General features: G+C 74.0%; 16 protein-coding genes. 3 read left to right on the top strand and 13 right to left on the bottom strand.

The window, feature by feature from the left end:
* Positions 1-34: 34 nt before the first annotated feature.
* The 11 genes from JOE63_RS06460 to JOE63_RS06410 form a co-directional block, all read right to left on the bottom strand.
* Positions 35-1093 (bottom strand): ABC transporter permease, encoded by a 1059-nt coding sequence (locus JOE63_RS06460; protein WP_204540067.1) that lies wholly within the window; start codon positions 1091-1093, stop codon positions 35-37.
* A complete protein-coding gene (locus JOE63_RS06455) occupies positions 1090-2628 on the bottom strand; it encodes a sugar ABC transporter ATP-binding protein (RefSeq protein ID WP_204540065.1) in 1539 nt (512 codons plus the stop codon). The genes JOE63_RS06460 and JOE63_RS06455 overlap by 4 nt, the downstream gene beginning before the upstream one ends.
* Positions 2629-2850: 222 nt before the next feature.
* Positions 2851-3864 (bottom strand): ABC transporter substrate-binding protein, encoded by a 1014-nt coding sequence (locus tag JOE63_RS06450; protein WP_087472799.1) that lies wholly within the window; start codon positions 3862-3864, stop codon positions 2851-2853.
* Positions 3865-4246: 382 nt separating this feature from the next.
* Positions 4247-5755: an L-arabinose isomerase gene (gene araA / locus JOE63_RS06445; protein ID WP_087472798.1), complete on the bottom strand. Its 1509-nt coding sequence runs from the start codon at positions 5753-5755 to the stop codon at positions 4247-4249.
* Positions 5756-5903: 148 nt separating this feature from the next.
* Entirely contained in the window at positions 5904-6665 is a 762-nt protein-coding gene (locus JOE63_RS06440) for an L-ribulose-5-phosphate 4-epimerase (protein ID WP_087471216.1), read from the bottom strand.
* On the bottom strand, positions 6662-8335 hold the full coding sequence (locus tag JOE63_RS06435) for a xylulokinase (RefSeq protein WP_204540063.1): 1674 nt from the start codon (positions 8333-8335) through the stop codon (positions 6662-6664). Before JOE63_RS06435 ends, JOE63_RS06440 begins: the two co-directional genes overlap by 4 nt.
* A gap of 130 nt (positions 8336-8465) precedes the next feature.
* Positions 8466-9518 carry a LacI family DNA-binding transcriptional regulator gene (locus tag JOE63_RS06430; RefSeq protein ID WP_204543515.1) on the bottom strand — a complete coding sequence of 351 codons (1053 nt, stop codon included), beginning with the start codon at positions 9516-9518 and terminating at the stop codon, positions 8466-8468.
* A 35-nt stretch (positions 9519-9553) separates the two neighbouring features.
* Entirely contained in the window at positions 9554-10435 is an 882-nt protein-coding gene (gene proC / locus JOE63_RS06425) for a pyrroline-5-carboxylate reductase (RefSeq protein WP_087471215.1), read from the bottom strand.
* 148 nt (positions 10436-10583) lie between these two features.
* Complete coding sequence (locus JOE63_RS06420; RefSeq protein ID WP_087471214.1) at positions 10584-11300, bottom strand: hypothetical protein; 717 nt, start codon at positions 11298-11300, stop codon at positions 10584-10586.
* Positions 11301-11468: 168 nt separating this feature from the next.
* Positions 11469-14636: a family 43 glycosylhydrolase gene (locus JOE63_RS06415; RefSeq protein WP_204540061.1), complete on the bottom strand. Its 3168-nt coding sequence runs from the start codon at positions 14634-14636 to the stop codon at positions 11469-11471.
* A gap of 518 nt (positions 14637-15154) precedes the next feature.
* Complete coding sequence (locus JOE63_RS06410; RefSeq protein ID WP_204540059.1) at positions 15155-15694, bottom strand: potassium channel family protein; 540 nt, start codon at positions 15692-15694, stop codon at positions 15155-15157.
* Positions 15695-15781: 87 nt separating this feature from the next.
* On the opposite strand from JOE63_RS06410, the gene JOE63_RS06405 reads away from it, so the two are divergent.
* Positions 15782-17239: a DNA repair protein RadA gene (locus JOE63_RS06405; protein WP_087471211.1), complete on the top strand. Its 1458-nt coding sequence runs from the start codon at positions 15782-15784 to the stop codon at positions 17237-17239.
* 18 nt (positions 17240-17257) lie between these two features.
* Here JOE63_RS06405 and JOE63_RS06400 read toward each other — a convergent pair whose 3' ends face one another.
* Positions 17258-17923, bottom strand: a complete 666-nt coding sequence (locus JOE63_RS06400; RefSeq protein WP_087471210.1) for an NUDIX domain-containing protein — start codon at positions 17921-17923, stop codon at positions 17258-17260.
* Positions 17920-18309: a DUF4406 domain-containing protein gene (locus JOE63_RS06395; protein ID WP_204540056.1), complete on the bottom strand. Its 390-nt coding sequence runs from the start codon at positions 18307-18309 to the stop codon at positions 17920-17922. Before JOE63_RS06395 ends, JOE63_RS06400 begins: the two co-directional genes overlap by 4 nt.
* A 51-nt stretch (positions 18310-18360) precedes the next feature.
* On the opposite strand from JOE63_RS06395, the gene JOE63_RS06390 reads away from it, so the two are divergent.
* Complete coding sequence (locus tag JOE63_RS06390; protein WP_087471209.1) at positions 18361-19113, top strand: DeoR/GlpR family DNA-binding transcription regulator; 753 nt, start codon at positions 18361-18363, stop codon at positions 19111-19113.
* Between the two features lie 133 nt (positions 19114-19246).
* The gene (gene disA, locus JOE63_RS06385; RefSeq protein ID WP_087471208.1) at positions 19247-20332 is read left to right on the top strand and encodes a DNA integrity scanning diadenylate cyclase DisA; all 1086 of its coding nucleotides are present in this window, start codon (positions 19247-19249) and stop codon (positions 20330-20332) included.
* The last annotated feature ends 16 nt before the right edge of the window (positions 20333-20348 follow it).

Below are 20348 nucleotides of genomic sequence, written 5' to 3'. Positions count from 1 at the left end.
GGCGAGGTCGGGGCAGGGGTCTGCACGGCGGACATCAGGCGCTCACCTCCGCGGCCGCGGCGGCCGTCGGGGCCGCGCGACGTCGTCGGGCGGCGACCACGTCGCGCACCTTCGGGGACTGCGCGAGGCAGACCGCGATGACGACGATCGCCTTGAACAGGGGCGTGACGGACGGCGAGATGCCGAGCATCGTCACCGTCAGCGTGAGCGTCTGGATGATGAGGACGCCGACCAGGGTGCCCGAGAGCGAGAACTTGCCGCCCGCGAGCGACGTGCCGCCGATGACGACGGCGAGGATCGCGTCGAGCTCGATGAAGAGACCGGCGTTGTTGGCGTCGGCCGCCATGGTGCTCGAGGAGATCATGAGGCCCGCGAGGCCCGCGAAGAGCGCGCACACCGCGTACACGGTCCAGATGATGCTGCGGGACTTGACGCCCGCGAGGCGGCTCGCCTCGGGGTTGATGCCGACGGACTCGATGAGCATGCCGAGCGCGGTGCGGCGCGTGAGCAGCGCGACCGCGGCGAACACCAGGCCCGCGAGCACGACCGCCACGGGGATCCCCAACCAGAAGCCGGAGCCGATCGCCTTGAACGGCGCGCTGTTGACGGTCGTGATCTGGCCGCCCGTGATGAGCATCGCGACGCCGCGGCCCGCGGTCATGAGCACGAGCGTCGCGATGATGGGCTGGATCCCGAGGACCGAGACCAGGAAGCCGTTCCACACGCCGAGGACGAAGGACAGCGCGAGCGCGATCCCCGCGGCGACCAGGACGGTCGTCAGGCTGTCGGGCGAGGGCGACGACGCGATGAAGCTCAGCGCCACGGCCCCGGAGATCGCGACGACCGCGCCCACCGACAGGTCGATGCCCCGCGTCGCGATGACGAGCGTCATGCCGAGCGCGACGAGCAGCAGCGGCGCGCCGTTCTTCAGCAGGTTGACGAGCGAGCCGAACAGGTGCCCGTCCTGGAGCCGGATCGACAGGAAGCTCGGCCGGTTGATGGTGTTGACCGCCAGCAGCACGACCAGCGCGACGATCGGCCAGAAGAGCCGGTGCTGGACGGCGCGCTGCCACGCGGGTGCCGTGGTGCTCATGACTCCTGCCCTCCGCTCGCGATGAGCTCGACGACGTCCTCGACCGTGACGTCCTCGTCGTTGGTGATCTCGGCGACCTTGACGCGGTCGCGCATGACGGCGATGCGGTGGCTGAGCCGCAGCACCTCCTCGAGCTCGGCCGAGATGAACACGACCGACATGCCCTCGCCCGCGAGCTGGGCCACGAGCTTCTGGATCTCGGCCTTGGCACCGACGTCGATGCCGCGCGTCGGCTCGTCGAGGATGAGCAACCGGGGTGCCGTCGCGAGCCAGCGCGCGAGGAGCACCTTCTGCTGGTTGCCGCCCGAGAGGTTCTTGATGAGCGCGTCCGGGTTGCCGGGGCGGATCGCGAGCGCCTTGATGTAGGTCTCGACGATCTCGTCGACCTGCTTCTTCGGCAGCCGCCGCGCCCAGCCGCGCTCCGCCTGGAGCCCGAGCACGATGTTCTCGCGGATCGTCAGGTCGCCCACGATGCCCTCGGCCTTGCGGTGCTCCGAGGAGAACGCGATCTTGTGCTGCATCGCGCTGCGCGGCGTGCGCAGGCGCGCGGGCGCGCCGCCCACGCGCACCTGGCCGGAGTCGGCGCGGTCCGCGCCGGCGAGCAGGCGCGCGAGCTCGGTGCGGCCCGAGCCGAGCAGGCCGGCGAGACCCACGACCTCGCCCGGGTACACGTCGAGGTCGAACGGCTGCACCGAGCCCTTGCGACCGACGCCGAGAGCCTGGACGAACGGCGTCGCCTCGCGGTCGGCCACCGAGCGCTTGGGCGCCTCCTCGAGCTCCTCGAGCACCTCGAGCGAGGTGCCGATCATCTTGGAGACGAGCTCGAGCCGCGGGAGCTCGGCGGTCACGTACTCGCCGACGAGCTTCCCGTTGCGCAGGACCGTCATGCGGTCGGAGATCTCGTAGACCTGCTCGAGGAAGTGCGAGACGAAGAGGATCGCGACGCCCTCGTCGCGCAGCCGCCGGACGACGGCGAAGAGCTGGGCGACCTCGTCCGCGTCGAGGCTCGAGGTCGGCTCGTCGAGGATGAGGACCTTGCACTCGACGACGAGCGCGCGGCAGATCGCGACGAGCTGCTGCACGGCGAGCGAGTGGGCCGCGAGCGACGAGGCCGGGTCGATGTCGAGGTTGAGGCGGGCGAGCATCTCGCCCGCGCGGCGGCGGGTCGCGCGCCAGTCGATCGCGCCGAGCCGGCGCGGCTCGTGGCCGAGCATGATGTTCTCGGCGACCGAGAGGTTCTCGCAGAGGTTGACCTCCTGGTACACCGGCGAGACACCGGCGGCCTGGGCCTCGCCCGGGCCCGAGAACGTGTGCTCGGCGCCGTCGACGACGATGCGACCGGAGTCGATCGAGTAGACGCCGGTGAGCGCCTTGATGAGCGTCGACTTGCCGGCGCCGTTCTCGCCCATGAGGGCGTGGACCTCTCCGGGCCGGAGCGTGAGGTCGACTCCGTCGAGCGCCTTGACGCCCGGGAACTCGATCGAGATCCCGGTCATCTCGACGACGGGTCGACCGTCGGGGACGGCGGTAGTCATGGGTGACCTTCCGTGCAGCGGTGGCGACGGGGCTGCCGGGCCCCGGGGCGCCTCAGGACGCCGGCGACGTCGGCATGCCGGCGGTGGTGCGTCGGCCGCGCGCCGGGGAGACGTGCTCTCCCGGCGCGCGACCCGTCCGTGGTGGCGGACCGGTCGGCGTCGACCGGACCTGCCGGGCGGGCGGCCGTCCCGGATCGCTCCGGGACGGCCGCTCGGCGCCGGTCAGTACTCGCGCGTCGGGAGCGCCTCGACGGCCTGCTCCTGCGTGAAGGACTGGTCCTCCACGACGATGCGCTTCTCGACCTCCTCGCCGGCGACGACCTTCTTGATGATGTCCGCCAGGTCCGGGCCGAGGAGCGGGTTGCACTCGACGATGAAGTTGATCTTGCCGTCGGCGAGCGCCTGCATGCCGTCCTTGACCGCGTCGACGGTGACGATCTGGATGTCCTCGCCCGGGACGAGGCCCGCCGCCTCGATGGCCTCGATGGCGCCGAGGCCCATGTCGTCGTTGTGCGCGTAGACGAGGTCGATGTCGTCGTGCGCCTGGAGGAAGCCCTCCATGACCGTCTTGCCCTCGGCGCGCGTGAAGTTGCCCGTCTGGGAGTCGATGATCGTGACGTTCGGGTTGTCCTTCGTGGCGTTCTCGAACCCGGTCTTGCGGTCGATCGCGGGCGCCGCACCGGTGGTGCCCTGGAGCTCGACGACGTTCATCGGCTCCGTCGCGGCCTCGGAGACCCAGTCGCCGGCCATCTCGCCCTCGAGGATGAAGTCCGAGCCGATGAACGACTCGTACAGCGTCTCGTCCTCGGAGTCGACCGCGCGGTCCGTGAGGATCACGGGGATCCCGGCGTCGCGGGCCTCCTCGAGCACCGCGTCCCAGCCGGACTCGACGACCGGGGAGAACGCGATGACGTCGACGCCCTGCGCGATGTAGGAGCGGATCGCCTGGATCTGGTTCTCCTGCTTCTGCTGCGCGTCGGAGAACTTGAGGTCGAACCCGTTCTCGGCCGTGAGCGTGTCCTGGATGGACTTGGTGTTCGCCGCGCGCCAGCCGGACTCGGCGCCCACCTGCGAGAAGCCGACGACGATCGCGTCGCCGCTGCCGCCGTCGCCACCCGCGTCGTTGCTGCTGTCGTCCGTGCTGCCGCCCCCGCTGCTGCACGCCGCGAGCGCGAGGACCGCCACGCCGGCGAGGACACCCGTCAGACGCGTGCGCGCCTTGGTCGTGCTGAACATGCTCTCCTCCTTGAGATGCGACCTCGGCGCCGTGCCGAGGGTCGTCGGGTCGTGCCAGTCCACCATCGGACTGTTGACTCTTGTTGATACATGTTTGCTTGTGTCAATGTCTAGCGGTGTCAGTGCCCCTCCCGCAAGTCCCGACCCGACATTCCGCATAACCGTTCGGTAACCGTTGTGGTCACCGCCCGACACTGCGGCGTGCCGTCCGTGCGGAGCCTGTCGAGGCAGTGAGCCCCAGACCTGCGGATGTGATCGCTCACACCCTCCCGAGAGACGATGTTAGCGCTCACACGCGCGGAGGGGAAGCCGCCACCCGTCACGGTTCGGTCACGGCCACCGGGCCGCGCTCGGACCTGCGCAGACGGCTCCCCCGAGCCCGTCAGAGGCCCTGCGCGACGCGGTAGAACACCTGGTTCCACCGCACCTGGTCGCGGAACCCACGGCGCGTCGTGCCCTCGTCGATGACCAGGAGCTCGGTGCGCGCGATGTCGGCGAACACCTCGAACGCGTCGATGCCCGCTGCGGTGGAGAGCACCGTGTGGTGCGCGCCGCCCGCGGTGAGCCACGCCTCGGCGGAGGTCGCGAAGTCGGGGCGCGGCTCCCACACCGCCCGCGCCACGGGCAGGTGCGGCAGCGGCGCGCTGGGCGCGACGACGTCGACCACGTTGGCGGTGAGGCGGAACCGGTCGCGCATGTCCGCGAGGGACACGACGACGCCGACGCCCGGGTCGGCGTCGAACACCATGCGGACGGGGTCCTCCTTGCCGCCGATGCCGAGCGGGTGGATCTCGACCCGCGGCGTCGAGGTCGTGAGCGACGGGCAGATCTCGAGCATGTGCGCGCCGAGGATCTTCTCGCTGCCGGGCGTGAGGTCGTAGGTGTAGTCCTCCATGAGCGACGCCCCGCCGGGCAGGCCCGCGCCCATGACCTTCGCGGCGCGCACGAGGACGGCCGTCTTCCAGTCGCCCTCGGCGCCGAACCCGTAGCCCTTGGACATGAGGCGCTGGACGGCGATGCCGGGGAGCTGGCGCAGGTCGCCGAGGTCCTCGAAGTTCGTCGTGAACGCCTTGGCGCCCACGGACTCCAGGAACGTCTCGAGCGCGATCTCCTGGCGGGCCGCGTACCGCAGGGACGCGTGCCGGTCGCCGTCCTTGCGGAGCTCGGGGACCACGTCGTAGAGGTCCTCGTACTCCGCGACGAGCGCGTCGACGTCGGCCTCGGAGACCTCCTCGACCGCGCGCACGAGGTCGTTCACGCCCCACGTGTTCACGCTCACACCGAACCGGAGCTCGGCCTCGGTCTTGTCGCCCTCGGTGACCGCGACGTTGCGCATGTTGTCGCCGAAGCGGGCCAGGCGCAGCTCGTGCGTCGCGGCCCAGCCGGCGGCGCCGCGCACCCACGACCCCACGCGCGCCGTCACGGCGGGGTTCGACACGTGCCCGACGACCGTCGTGCGCGCGACCCCCAGGCGCGTCGCGACGTACGCGTACTCGCGGTCGCCGTGCGCGGCCTGGTTGAGGTTCATGAAGTCGAAGTCGATGGTGTCCCACGGCAGCTCGACGTTGGCCTGCGTGTGCAGGTGCAGCAGCGGCTTGCGGAGCTGGTCGAGGCCCCCGATCCACATCTTCGCCGGGCTGAACGTGTGCATCCACGTCACGACGCCCAGCACGCGGTCGTCCGCGTTGGCGTCGAGCATCGCGCGCCGGATCGAGCCGGCGTCCTTGAGCACGGGCTTCCAGACCACGTTCGCCGGGACGTCGGGGGACGCGTCGAGCGCGCGCGCGACCTCCTGGGACTGCTCGGCGACCTGCCGGAGCGTCTCCTCTCCGTACAGGTCCTGGCTCCCGGTGAGGAACCAGATCTCGCGGTCCGCGTAGGGCTTGCTCATGTCGGTCCACATCTCTCGTGTCGTGGGCGGGTCCCGCACCGCTGCGGCCCCTCCCGGGGTGGTCGTGCTGCTGTCGTGCCGTGCGCGCGGCGTGCCGGTGCGCCCGGGCTCGGTGCCGGGCGTGCACCGGGCGCGTGCCCGCTCGTGGTCAGCGCGGCTCCGCCGCGGGCTGCTGCCCGTAGACGTGCTGGTACCGCGCGTAGAGCGAGTCGACGTCGTCCTGCGCGATGCGCGCGGGCTCGCCGAGCTGGCGGCTGACGTGCACGGTCCGGGCGACCTCCTCGCACATGACGGCCGCCTTGACCGCCGCGCGCGCGTCGGTGCCGATCGTGAACGGGCCGTGGTTGCGCATGAGGACCGCGGGGCTGCGGGACTCCCGCAGCGTCTCCACGATGCCGCGCCCGATCGAGTCGTCGCCGATGAGCGCGAACGGCCCGACGGGGATGTCGCCACCGAACTCGTCGGCCATCATCGTCAGGACGCACGGGACGGGCTCGCCGCGCGCCGCCCAGGCGGTCGCGTACGTCGAGTGGGTGTGCACGACCCCGCCCACCTCGGGCAGGTGCCGGTACACGTAGGCGTGCGCCGCCGTGTCGGACGACGGCGACCGGTCGCCCTCGACGAGGGCCGCGTCGAGATCGCACACGACCATCGCCCCGGGCGTGATGTCGTCGTACGCGACGCCGGACGGCTTGATGACGAGCAGGTCGCCCGAGCCGTCGGGCCGGGTGGTGTCGCGGACCCGCTCGGACACGTTGCCCGCGGTCCACACGACGAGCTCCCACCGCGGGAGCTCGGCGTGCAGCGCGGCGACGCGCTCCTTGGCGGCGTCGACGGCGTCGCGCAGGTGGGCGGGCACGACGGGCTCGGCGGGTGCCGCGACGTCCGCGGCCGGGGTGGGCGTGGTCATGCGGGGTCCTCTCCTTCGGTGCGGGCGGGCAGCGCGGTCACGGCGGCTCGCTCGACGGCGAGCCCCGCGGCGTAGCGGTCGAGGTAGGCCGCGAACCCGGCGACGTCCGCCGGGTCGGGCGCGACGGTCTCGACCTGGGCCGACGCGAACACGTGGTCGCGCAGGTACGCGCCGAGGTCGCGGGCGGCGCCGCCGTCCGTGGACCCGGACGCGGTGCCCGACGACGCACGGTCGCGCGCGAACCCGGCGAGGACCGCGATGCCCCACGCGCCGCCCTCGCCTGCCGTGCGCCCGACGCTCACCGGCGCGTCGATCGCCGCGGCGAGCAGCCGCTGCGCGACGCCCGCGGTGCGGAACATGCCCCCGTGCGCGAGCATCCCGTCGAGCCGGACGCCCTCGCCCGCGAGGACGCGCATCCCGAGCGCGAGCGTCCCGAACGCGCCGTAGACCTGGGTGCGCGCGAAGTTGGCGAGCGTCAGGCGGCTCCCGGGCGTGCGCACGACGAGCGGCCGCCCCTCCGCGAGCCCCGTGATCGGCTCGCCCGCGAGGTAGTTGTAGGCCAGCAGCCCGCCGCCGTCCGCGTCACCGTCCAGCGCGGCGCGGAAGAGGGCGCCGAACACGTCGTCCGGTCTCGCGTCGCTGCCGACGGCCGCGGCCAGCTCGCCGAGCAGGCCCGCCCACGCGTCGAGCTCGCTCGCGCCGTTGTTGCAGTGGACCATCGCGACGAGGTCGCCCGCGGGCGTCGTGACGAGGTCGAGCTCGTGGTGCACGCTGCCGAGCGGGCGCTCGAGCACGACCATCGCGAAGATGCTCGTGCCCGCGCTGACGTTGCCGGTGCGCGGCGCGACGGCGTTGGTGGCGACCATGCCCGTCCCGGCGTCGCCCTCGGGCGGGCACAGCAGGACGCCGGGTGTCAGGGTGCCCGACGGGTCGAGCCAGGCGGCGCCCTCGGCCGTGAGCCGACCGGCGTCCGCACCCGCCACGAGGACCTCGGGCAGCAGCTCCGCGAGCTTCGGACCCGCGCGGTGCGTCGCGGCCCGCTCGTCGACGAGCGCGAGGAGCGCGTGGTCGTAGTCGCGCGTCGCCGGGTCGACGGGGAACATGCCCGACGCGTCGCCCACGCCGAGCACGTGCCGTCCGGTGAGCCGCCGGTGGACGTACCCGGCGAGCGTCGTGAGCGACGCGACCTGCGGGGCGTGCGGCTCGGCGTCGAGGATCGCCTGGTACCAGTGCGCGACCGACCAGCGCAGCGGGACGTTGTACGCGAGCAGCCCGGTGAGCTCGGCGGCGGCCGGCCCCGTCGAGGTGTTGCGCCACGTACGGAACGGGACGAGCAGCTCGCCGTCGGCGTCGAACGCGAGGTAGCCGTGCATCATCGCGGACACGCCGAGCGCGCCGTAGGTCGTGGGCCGCACGCCGTACCGCTCCTCGACGTCGTCGACGAGGCGCGCGTAGCAGTCGCGCAGCCCGGCCTCGACGGCGTCCAGCGAGTACGTCCACGTGCCGTCCTCGAGCTGGTTCTCCCAGGCGTGGCTGCCGCTCGCGAGCGGCGTGCCGTCGGCGTCCACGAGGCACGCCTTGATCCGCGTCGACCCGAGCTCGATCCCGAGCGCGGTCTCCCCTGCCACGACGGCCGCCCGACGGCGACCGACCTCGTCCTGCTGCACCATTGCTGCTTCTCCTCGTCGCGGCGTCGCGCCTCGGTCGTGACTGTCTTCTCGAATGTTAGCGCTCACAACCGACGAGGCCAACTCCCCCGGCGCGGGTTCTCGCAGAGGTCTCGCGGGCGGGAGCGCGACGTCAGCCGCGTGGCGCCGCCGTGCTCTCGCGGACCATGAGCTCGGGCGGGATGGAGACGGGCCGGACGGTCGCGCCGGACAGGGCGTCGATCATCATCCCCATGCACCGCCGCCCGAGCGAGCCGAACGGCTGGCGCACCGTCGTCAGCGGCGGGATGAAGTGCCCCGCGCCCGCGACGTCGTCGAACCCGACGACCGAGACGTCCGACGGCACCCGCACGCCCTGCTCCCAGAACGCCCGGAGCAGGCCGAGCGCGAGCTGGTCGTTGCCGGCGAAGACCGCGGTCGGCCCGTCGCCCGCGCGGACCGCGTCCGCGAGCTCCTTCCCGACGGCGTAGCCGCGGTCGGAGGACCAGTCGCCGCGCACCGGCTCGGGCACCGGAGCGCCGCGCTCCTCCAGCGCCGCGCGCCAGCCCGTCTCGCGCTCGCGCGCGTCGAACCAGTCGAGCGGGCCGGACAGGTGCAGCACCGCGCGGTGGCCCAGGTCGAGCAGGTGCTCGGTGGCGAGCCGGGCGCCGAGCCGCTGGTCGACCGCGATCGCGAGGATCGCGCCCGGGGCGCCCAGCGCCCCGGCGCTCGGGCGCACGACCTCCGCGGCCTCGCCCTCGCCCGGATGGTCGCGCGCCGCGATCATGATGACCGGCACCGGCGCGCGGAACGAGTCGACCGCCGCCGCGACGTCCGTCTGCGGCGCGATGACGACGATGCCCTCGACGCCCTGGTCCATGAAGTGCTCGAGCACGCGGTGCATCGTGTCCGCGTCGTAGCGCCGGATGGTCGCGACGCTCACGAAGTACCCCTGCTCGCGCGCCGCCTCCTCGACCGCGATGAGGGTCGACGTCGGCCCGTACAGCGCGGAGCCCGTCGTCACGACGCCGATCGTCCCCGAGCGCATCGTGACGAGCGCACGGGCCGCGCTGTTGCGGCGGTAGCCGAGCGTCGCGATCGCGTCGAGGACCCGGTCGCGGGTCTCCGGCCGCACGCTGGGGTGGTCGTTGAGCACGCGCGAGACCGTCTGGTGCGACACGCCGGCGAGCCGCGCGACGTCGGACATCGCGGGCGGGCGGGTGCGCGGCGACGGCCCGTCGCTCACGACCCGGTCCCCTCGGGGTCGCGACGCGGCGCGGGCGCGGCCGCGAGCGCCGCGGCGAGCTCGGCCGACCGGTCGCGCGCGGCCTCGAGCGCGTCGAGGAACGCGGCGCGCACGCCGCCCGCGTCGAGGCGCCGCAGCGCGGCGACGGTCGTCCCGCCGGGCGAGGAGACCTTCTCGCGCGCGATCGCCGGGTGCTCGCCGGTCTCGCGCAGCATCGTCGCGGCGCCGTGCACCGTGGCGGTCGCGAGCTCGAGCGCCGTGGCGCGCGTCAGGCCCAGCAGGACGCCCGCCTCGGCGAGCGCGTCGATCACGTAGAAGACGTAGGCCGGGCCGGAGCCCGAGAGCGCCCCGACCGCGTCCTGGTCCTTCTCCGCGACGCGCACGACGAGCCCCGTCGCGGACAGCAGGCGCTCGACGAGCGCGACGTCGTCGTCGTCCGCGGCGGCACCGCCGCTCACGGCGCTCACCCCGGCGCCCACGACCGACGGCGTGTTCGGCATGACCCGCACGACGGCGGTGCCCGCCGGGAGCCGGTCCTCGTAGAAGGACGTGGGGAGCCCGACGACGACGCTCACCACGACCGTCCCCGCGCCGACGGCGTCGTGGACCTCGTCGAGCAGCGCGGCGACGTCCTTCGGCTTGACCGCGACGACCACCACGCCGGCGCCGCGCACGGCCTCGACGTTGTCCTGCGTCGTCCGGACCCGGTGGCGCGCCGCGAGCTCCTCGGCGCGCTCCGGTCGGCGCACCGTCGCGACGACGTCGGCGGGGTCCCAGCCCGACGCGAGCGCGCCCGCGAGGACGGTCTCGCCCATGACGCCCGTGCCGAGGACGGCGAGCGGGCGCGCAGGGGCGGACGGGGTCGGACGGTCGGTCATGGGCGATCAGCTCCCGGTGGTCGGTGAGGGCATTCTCGCGCACCCGGCGCGTGCGCGGGACCGCGGGGCGGCCGCCGCCGCGCCGCGCGCCCCGGGGAGGGCGCTCGCACGGCGTCGGGGCGGCGTCAGCGCGGGGTCACAGCGGGTGTCAGAGGGGAAAGGCGGAGTACACGTCGGTGACGACGTCGGCGGGCCCCGTGGCCTGGAGGACCGCGGTGCCGTTGCGCCAGGTGACGGTCGCCTGCCCGTCGGCCGCGGGGGTCACCGCGTACGTGCCGGCGACCTCGCCCGCGACCTCGACGTCGCCCGTGTCCGTGGGCTCGCCGGCCGCCGCGACGAGGTCGCTCGCGGCGGTCTCCGCCTCCGCGACGGTCGGCCACTGCCCGGCGACCACCGTGACCGTCGTGGCGTCCTCGCCCTCGCCGTCCGCGTACACGAGCTCGTACGCCTCGAGGGCCCGCTCCGTGGACCACGCGTCCGTCGCCGAGTCGCTGCGCAGCACCAGGTCGAGCACCGTGTCCGGGAGCGCCTGCGCGAACGCGGTCGTCCCGGTGCGCGCGACGGGCTCGAGCGTCGGGGTCGGCGGGTCCGCCGTCACGGTCACCGTGGGCGCGGGCTCCGCGTCGGCGCGGGCGAACCCCGGCCAGACCCAGGCGAGCAGCGCGACCACGAGCCCGACGACGAGCACCAGGGCGACGAGCACGACCAGCCGCCGGCGGCGGTACACGGCCGCCGAGGAGGGCCGCGAGTGGCGGCGGTCGCTCGCGCCCACCGCGTCGCCGGGGCGGCGCGCGGCCGGGCCCTGCCCCGGTCGCGCGGGTGCGGGCGCTCGTCCCGTCGGGCTCCCGCCGGGCGACTGGCTCATCGCGCCTACCTCCGCTGCTCTCGGTCCTCGCGGGCCCGGTCCTCTCGGCCGGGGCTCTGCGGCCAAGAGTAGGACGCGCGCGTGCCCGACCCCTCGCGCTGACGCGGGGTGTCGGGCACGCGCGGACGGGTTCACCCGCCCGTCATCCCCGGGGCGGGGTCGGGATCGTCACCCGCAGCCCAGGGCGGCGTACTCCGCCCCGGTCTCCGTCGTCACCTCCGTGCCGTCGACCGTGCCGGTCGCGCGCACGACCACGGCGCCCGCCTCGACGACCGCCGCGCGGACGGCGAACGACTGGTAGGCGCTCTTCCCGGGCGCCACCGCGGGGAACGACCGCGTCCCGTACGGCGTCTCGACGACGACGTCGACGGGCGCGTCGTGGTCGTGGGTCGCGACCACGGCGACGTAGGCCTTGCCCGCGAGGCAGCGCGCCTGCGCGGTGACGGTGACCGGGAGCTCGGGCTCGGGGCCGCCCGTGCCCGGGTCGTCCGCGAACGCGCGCCACTCGGTGACGGCGACCGCGGAGTACGTCGACCCGTTGCCGTTCGCCGCGAAGGTCGCCCGGAGGCGCGACGTGGTGACCGGGTCGAACGTCACGGTGTTGAAGGCGGTCGTGCTCGTGCCGTACCCGGACGGGTTCGCCACGGGGGCCCAGGCCTGCGCCGCGTCGTCCCAGTACTCCAGCACCCAGGAGTCCGGGCGGACGACGCCGTCCCCGCTCCCCGGGTCCGAGTCCCGCCAGAACTTCAGCTCCGCGCCCGTGAGGCGGATCGGGCGCGACCAGTCGTACCGGACCCACTGCGTCGCCGGCCGCGTCCCGGACCACGTGCCCCAGATCTGGGCCTGGCTCGGGTTCGCCGGGTCGGCGCCGTCGTTGAGGGCGCCGACGCTGTTCCACCCCGCGGTGTACGACGCGCTCGCCGTGGCGATCGGCGCGACGTTGCCCGCGAGCGGTCCGGAGACGTCCGCGGGGACCGTCACGACCTTCGGCGTCTCGGCGTTGCCCGCGGCGTCGACCGCGCGGAACGACACCCGGTGCTGGTTCGCGTCCGGGGCGGCCACGGGACCGCCGTACGGCTGCCACGCGCTGGTCCCGATCGCGTACTCGACGCGCGCGACCCCGGAGGTCGCGTCGGTCGCGGTGACCGTCACCGTGCGCGCCGCCGGGTCGAGGACGCCCGTGCTGACCGGCGCCACGCGGTCGATCCGGACGTCGAGGGCCGCCTCCGGCGAGACGTTGCCCGCGCGGTCCGCGGCCGTCGCGACGACCCGGTGCTCGCCGTCGCCCGCGACCGCGACCTCGGTCGACCGGGTCGGCTCCGTGGTGACGGGCGCGCCGTCGTCGACGGTCGTCGTGAGGACCACGCGCCCGCCGGAGTCGTCGGCGCCGTCGACCCGGACGCGCACGTCGGAGCGGAACCAGCCGTCGCTGCCGGCGCTGCCCAGCGGCGTGAGCGTCACGGTCGGCGCGGTCTCGTCGCCGTCGGCCGCCTCGGCCGGGATCACGGTGACCTCCGTGCTCACGCGACCGCCCGCGTAGCCGAGCACGGACCCCTCGACGGCGAACGTGCCGGGGGCTGCGACGTCGTCCGCGGCGACCTCGTCCCAGAAGGCGGGGACCTGCAGCGTCTCCCCGCCGGGGAACGTCACGGGCACCGCGCCCGGCAGGTCGGTCTCCCCGACCTCGACCGTCACCCCGGGCGGCTCGACGGCGTCGGGCTGCTCGGCGAGGACCTTCCACTCCTCCACCGCCACGGCCGAGTACGTGCTGCCGTTGGTCGAGGCGTCGAAGACCGCGCGGACCTGGGTCGTGGTGACCGGGTCGAACGCCGTGTCCTGGAAGCCGTTCGTCGCCGTGCCGTAGGCGCTGGGGTTCGGCACGTCGACCCACGCGCCGCCGTCGGACGCGTCCCAGTACTGGATGCGCCACGACGCCGGGGCGGCGACGCCGACGCCCGTGCCCTGCGGCTGGTCGTTCCAGAACTCGATCTGCGAGCCGGCGAGCCGCATCGGCTGGTCCCACGTGTACTGCACCCACTGCTGCGGCGGGTTGTTCCCCGTCCACGTGCCCCACATGTCCGGGGGCAGCGGGTTGGGCCGCACGATCTCGTCGTTGAGCGCCTTCTTCCAGTACTGGGTCGGGACGGGCTCGTTGGAGACGGTGACCGTCGCCTCCTGCGCGACGTTCGCGCGCGGCGTCGTGTCCGTGACCTTCGCCGGCGTCGTGACGACCTGCTTCATGCGGGGCGGCGACTGCGTGTCGTCCCACTCGACGCGGTCGATCGCGACCGAGCGCCGGAAGTGGTTCCCGCCCTCGGCGTCGGCCGTGTGGTAGGCGATCCACCACTCGCCGTCGAACTCGAGGATCCCCGGGTGGCTCGTCGTCGAGGAGACCGGCGCGAGGACCGTGCCGCGGTACGTCCACGGCCCCTCGGGCGAGGTCGCCGTCCCGTACGCGATGCACGCGTGGTAGTTCGCCGGGGTGCACGACGACGTCGGCCCGGCGTTGTTCCCCGCGTACGCCATGTAGTAGGTGCCGTTCCGCTCGAACGCCCACGCCGCCTCGAAGAACCCGGTGAGCCCGGTGACCGTGCGGACCTGACCGACCGGGGTCTTCATGTCCTGCGCGAGCTCGAGCATGCGCAGGTTGGAGAAGCTGCCCCACCAGACGTAGACGCGGGCGTCGTCGCCCTCGCCGTCGACCAGGATCGTGGGGTCGATGTTGTGGATCGTGTTCGGGGTCGGGACGCGCTGCGAGATGATCGGCCCGCCGACGTGGTCGGTCCACGGGCCCGTCGGGGTCTCGGACACCGCGACGCCGATGCCGAACGCGTCGCTCGCCGTGCTGCCCGCCTCGTGCACGGGGACGTACCAGTAGTAGCGCCCGTCGACTCCCTGGACGACCTGCCCCGCGTACGCGCGGCCCGGCGTCGCCCAGTCGAACACGTCCTCGGGCCGCATGAGCGACGGGTGGTGCGTCCACTCCCCCGCGTCGACGTCGCTCGTCACGAGCGCGCCCCACTCGTTCATGACGAAGTCGTTGCGCGTCGGGCCGGCCTCGTCGTGACCCGTGTAGACGTACAGCTCGTCCTCGCCCGTCGCGTTGCCGGGCGCGCCCGCGGGAACGACGAGCGGCGCCGGGTCGGCCGAGTAGTAGCTGCCGTCGCCGAGGATCGGGTTCTCGGTGCTCGTGAAGGTGTACGGGTCCGCGGCGGCGGCCGGGGCCGCGGTGGCCGCGAGCCCGGTGAGCGCCAGGCCGGCGCTGAGCACGCTCGCGAGCGCGCCGCGCGCGGGGCTCCGCCCGCGCGACGATCGGGTGGTCGGTCTGTCGGTCATGGGCTGCTCTCCTGACGGTCGGGTCGCTCTCGTACCTGCACGGAGCGGGCCAGCGGTTCCTGCGTGGAGGTCGTGCACCCCGGGAGTTCCCTCGGCCCCCGGGGCGCACGGTCGTGGAGCCCGTGCCGGCGGGCAGGGCGGCCGTGTGCCCGGCTGACGGGCGGTGACGCCCCCGCGGGCGGGGGTCGGACGCGTCACCGCCGTCGTCACGGCACCGTCGTCGTGCGCGGGGTGGTGGCCGTGCCGGGCGGGCCGACGGCGGCGCGCACCTCAGGGGTGCCGCGTGCGGGCCGTCGTCGCGCTCGCGTCGTCACGGGCGTGCACCTCTCGTCGTCGAGCCGGTCGTCCGGTGCCGACCCTGCCACAGACAGAAACGCTATCGCAATGGTTTTCGGTCATTCGGCTCCGGGCATGCTCGCACGTCGGTGGGAGTGCGCCTCCACCGAGCGCTACGAACCGCAGGATGCTGCGCCCCGGCGAGCTCGGGCTGGTACCGGCCGCTGCGCGATGGGAGAAAGTCAGTCCGCCCGGTTTTCGGTGCGCGGCCCGTGCTCGTGCTCGTGCCGATGCTCTGCCCGGGCGCGGGCGCGCGACGTGGCGATCGAGACGAGCACGCCGACCACGACGAGGTCGAGCACGATCTGGACCATCGCCACGATCTTCGCCGCCTCGCCGACCGGGTGGACGTCGCCGTACCCGACGGTCCCGAGCGTCACCACGGCGAAGTACAGCGCGTCGGTGCGGTTCTCGATGCCGACGAACTGGTCGGCCATGAGGTAGTAGGCGAGGGCGAAGAACGTGACCACCGGCAGGAGCAGCCCCATGACCGACTGGACCCGGACGCTCGGCGTCCCCCACGCGCGGAGCTGGCGGCGCACCTGGACCACGAGGAGCGCGCACAGCAGCGCCAGCCCGACGGCGAACACCACGAGCTGGACGACCTCCCGGGCCTCGTCGGTCGGCAGCGGGACCCCGTAGTAGACCGTGAGGCACGCCGTCGTGGAGGCGACCGTGAGGATGAGCGTCCACCACGGGCTGTCGTGCGGGAGCCTGCGCATGCGCCCAGCATCCCGCGCGAGGGCGTTCCCGTCGCGGTGTCGCGCGGGTGTCGCGCCGGTGTCGGCGGTCGTGGCTAGGTTGGGCGCGTGACGTCGTCGACCACCGCGGCCCGCTCCGCGGCCGCCAAGCGCTCCCGCCCCGCCTACCGCTGCTCCGAGTGCGGCTGGACCACGGCCAAGTGGGTGGGCCGCTGCGGGGAGTGCCAGGAGTGGGGCACGGTGACCGAGGACGCCCCGGCGGCCTCCGGCCCGCGCACCACCGCGGTCTCGCCGACGCGCTCCCCCGCGCGGCCGATCGGGGAGATCAGCGTCGAGGCGGCGCGCGCCACGCCCACGGGCGTCTCGGAGTTCGACCGCGTGCTGGGCGGCGGCATCGTGCCGGGCGCGGTGGTGCTGCTCGCCGGGGAACCGGGGGTCGGCAAGTCGACCCTCCTCCTCGCGGTCGCGAGCAACGTCGCGGCCGGCGGGTCGGACCTGCCGACGGTGCGTCCGGTCGGTGAGCGCGCCGCCGCCGCCCGCCCGACCCCGACGCCGCGACGCGTCCTCTACATCACCGGCGAGGAGTCGGCGGGGCAGGTCCGGCTGCGGGCCGAGCGCGTCGGCGCCCTCGCGCCGGGCCTCCTCCTCGCGTCCGAGACCGACCTGGCGACCGTCCTCGGGCACATCGAGGCGACCGACCCCGACCTGCTCGTCGTGGACTCCGTGCAGACCATCGCGTCCGCCCAGGTGGAGGGCGCGCCGGGCGGCGTGAGCCAGGTGCGCGAGGTCGCGGCGTCGCTCATCGCGGCGGCGAAGGCCCGTGACCTGCCGGTCATCCTCGTGGGCCACGTGACCAAGGACGGCTCGGTCGCCGGGCCGCGCACGCTCGAGCACCTCGTCGACGTCGTGTGCCAGTTCGAGGGGGACCGGCACTCGCGCCTGCGGCTCGTCCGGGCCGTCAAGAACCGCTACGGCCCGACGGACGAGGTCGGCTGCTTCGACCTCACGGAGAACGGGATCGTCGGTCTCGCCGACCCGAGCGGGCTGTTCCTCTCGCACACGGGCGCCGGTTCCCCCGGCACGTGCGTCACCGTGACGCTGGAGGGTCGGCGCCCGCTCGCGCTCGAGATCCAGTCGCTCGTGGTGCCGAGCTCGCTGACCAACCCGCGCCGGACCACGGGCGGCGTGGACTCCAGCCGCCTCGCGATGATCCTCGCCGTCATGCACCGCCACGCGGGGGTGCGGCTCGTCGACCAGGACGTGTACGCGTCGACCGTGGGCGGCGCCAAGGTCACCGAGCCCGCCGCCGACCTCACGATCGCGCTCGCCGTGCTCTCCGCGCGCGAGGACGAGGCGCTGCCCCAGGGCACCGTCGCGTTCGGCGAGGTCGGCCTCGCGGGAGACATCCGCCCCGTCACGGGCCTCGACCGCCGGCTGGCGGAGGCCGCGCGCCTCGGCTTCACGCGCGCCGTCGTGCCGCGCGGGTCGTTCCCGCGTCCCGTGGAGGGCATGACGATCCTCCCCGCGCGCCACCTCGGCGAGGCCGTCGAGCTCGCCCGGACCTGAGGGCGCAGGCGGGGGCGGTCAGCCGCCCGACCGTCCGCCGACGAGCGCCCACCACTGGAGCAGCATGATCGTCTTGCCGTCGACGATGCGGCCGTCGCCGATCATCGCCAGCGCGTCGCCGAGCGCGAGCTCGACGACCTCGATGTCCTCACCCTCGGCCGCCACCCCTCCGCCCGCGCCCGTGCGGTCGCGCGGCGTGTACGGCGCCGCGAAGAAGTGCACCTTCTCGGTGACGGAGCCCGGGCTCATGTAGGCGGTGAAGACGCGTGAGACCGGCCCGACGGTCACCCCCAGCTCCTCCGCGACCTCGCGCCGGATCGCGGTCTCGGGGTCGTCGTCGTCCAGCAGACCGGCAGCCGTCTCGAGGAGCATGCCGTCCGCATGGTCGTTCACGTACGCCGGGAAGCGGAACTGCCGCGTGAGCAGGACGGTCGACCGCGCCGCGTCGTGGAGCAGGATCGTCGCCCCGTCCCCGCGGTCGTACGTCTCGCGCTGGAGCGTCTGCCAGCGCCCGTCCCGGCGCCGGAGGTCGAAGGTCGTGCGGCGCAGCACGTGCCACCCCTGCGACGTGAGCTCGACGTCGCGGACGACGACGTCCGGGTTGCGCCGCAGCCCGCGACCTGTCCGGTCGAGACCCGTGCGGCCGCGGTGGTCGGGCACGTCGACCCCGGGGACGCCGCTCACCCGGCGCTCACGGCAGGGGCCTCGTCGCGGCGGGGCAGCTCGGAGACGTCGTGGTACACGGGGAGGCCACGGGCCGTGGCGATCGCGACGTCCTGGTCGGCACCCGCCGACTCGCCGGGCAGGCGCAGCACGGCGTCGCAGTGCTCCAGGAGACGCTGCGCGGTCGGGTAGAGCACGTCCGCCGCCAGGTCGTCGTCCACCGTGGCACCCGCCGAGCGGAGGACGGGCAGCGCCACCCACTCGCCGATCAGGGGGACGTGACCGGCCGCGAAGACGGGCCAGGCCGCCTCCTCGAGGCGGCGCAGGTTGGCCGCCATCGCGGCGTGGTCGCCGTCGGTACCGGAGCGGTACGGGCCGGCGATGAGGACGAGCAGAGGTCGCATCATGCCTCTAGACTAGGCATAACCGTGCACAATCAGGAATAACCAAGGAGAACCATGCTGGCGGCAGAGAGACGAGAAGTCCTGCTCGCGACGCTCCGCCGCGACGGCAAGATCGTCGCGAAGACTGCGGCGGAGGAGCTCGGCCTCTCGGAGGACAGCATCCGCCGGGACCTGCGCGAGCTGGCCGCCGAGGGGCTCTGCCAGCGCGTGTACGGCGGGGCGCTGCCGGTCTCGCCGGCCGTCGCCGACTACTCGCGACGCCGACAGGTCGCCGTCGCGGGCAAGGAACGCGTGGCGGCCGCCGCCGTCCGGCTGATCGACCCCGGGAGCACCGTCATCCTCGACGGCGGCACCACCGCCCTCGCCGTCGCGGCGGCGCTGCCGCCGGACCTGCGCTGCACCGTGGTGACCCACAGCCCGACGGTCGCGACGGCGCTCGTCGAGCACCCCGTCGCCGACGTGATCGTCCTCGGCGGCAGGCTCTTCAAGCACTCGGCGGTGACCAGCGGGGCGGCGACGGTCGAGGCCGCGCAGCACGTGTCGGCCGACCTGTTCCTGCTCGGCGTCACCGGCATCCACCCGGACGCCGGCCTCACCACGGGCGACCCGGACGAGGCGGCGACGAAGCGGGCCCTCGCCGCGCGGGCGGCCGAGACGTACGTGCTGGGCTCGTCGGAGAAGGTCGGGGCGGCGTCGCCGTTCCGCGTCGTCGGGTTCGACGACGTCGCCGGCGTCGTCACGGACGCCGACCCCGCGTCGGACGTCGTGCGCGCGCTCCGCGAACGGGTCCGCGTGCTCACCGCCTGACGCTCCCCCGGTGATCCCCGGACGGCGCGGGGAAGATCGCCCGCGCCGCGTCGAGATCGGATCGTGACCCGATTGTGGCCCGCTGCCGCGGGTCTCCGGGGGTGGGAAAGGGCTCACAGCGTAGGATTCCTCCGTGGCCAACTCCCCCGCGCACCCCGACGAGATGCTCCGGGAGACCCTTGCCGCCGTGGCACCCGGGACGGAGCTCCGTGACGGTCTCGAACGCATCCTTCGTGGCCGGACGGGCGCGCTCATCGTGCTCGGTCTGGACAAGGTCGTCGAGGAGATGTGCTCGGGCGGGTTCGTCCTCGACGTCGGCTTCTCCGCGACGCGGCTGCGCGAGCTGTCCAAGATGGACGGTGCCGTCGTGCTCGACCGCGACGCCAACCGCATCCTGCGCGCGGCCGTGCAGCTCCTGCCGGACCCGACCATCGAGACGACCGAGTCCGGGACGCGGCACCGTACGGCGGAGCGCGTCGCCAAGCAGAGCGGGTTCCCCGTCATCTCCGTGAGCCAGTCCATGCGGATCGTCGCCCTGTACGTCGGCGGCCAGCGCCACGTGCTCGAGGACTCCGACACGATCCTGTCGCGCGCCAACCAGGCGCTCGCCACGCTCGAGCGCTACCGCGCCCGCCTCGACGAGGTGTCCGGCACGCTCTCCGCGCTCGAGATCGAGGACCTCGTCACCGTCCGTGACGTGTGCGCGGTCGTGCAGCGCCTCGAGATGGTCGCCCGCATCTCCGAGGAGATCGCCGGGTACGTCATCGAGCTCGGCACCGACGGCCGCCTCCTCGCGCTCCAGCTCGACGAGCTCATCGGCGGCATCGGCTCGGACCGCGAGTTCGTCATCCGCGACTACGTCGACCTCGGCCGCAAGGACCGCTCGCTCGCCGAGGTCCAGAAGTCGCTCGGCGGCCTCGACTCGACCCAGCTGCTCGACCTCGGCCAGATCGGCCGCGTGCTCGACCTCCCCGGCGGCGGCGACGCGCTCGACGCGGCCGTCGCGCCGCACGGGTACCGCCTCCTGTCGAAGGTGCCGCGCCTGCCCGCCACGATCATCGACCGGCTCGTCGCGCACTTCGGCGGTCTGCAGAAGCTGCTCGCCGCGAGCATCGACGACCTCATGACGGTCGACGGCGTGGGCGAGCAGCGCGCCCGCGCCGTGCGCGAGGGACTGTCGCGGCTCGCGGAGTCGAGCATCCTCGAACGCTACGTCTGACCCACCTGACCGTCCG

Source organism: Cellulosimicrobium cellulans (genome assembly GCF_016907755.1).
In the GTDB taxonomy this organism is placed as follows: Bacteria; Actinomycetota; Actinomycetes; order Actinomycetales; family Cellulomonadaceae; genus Cellulosimicrobium; species Cellulosimicrobium cellulans_D.
The sequence above is the reverse complement of the archived record's forward strand: the minus strand, read 5'-3'. Positions and strand labels throughout refer to the sequence as shown.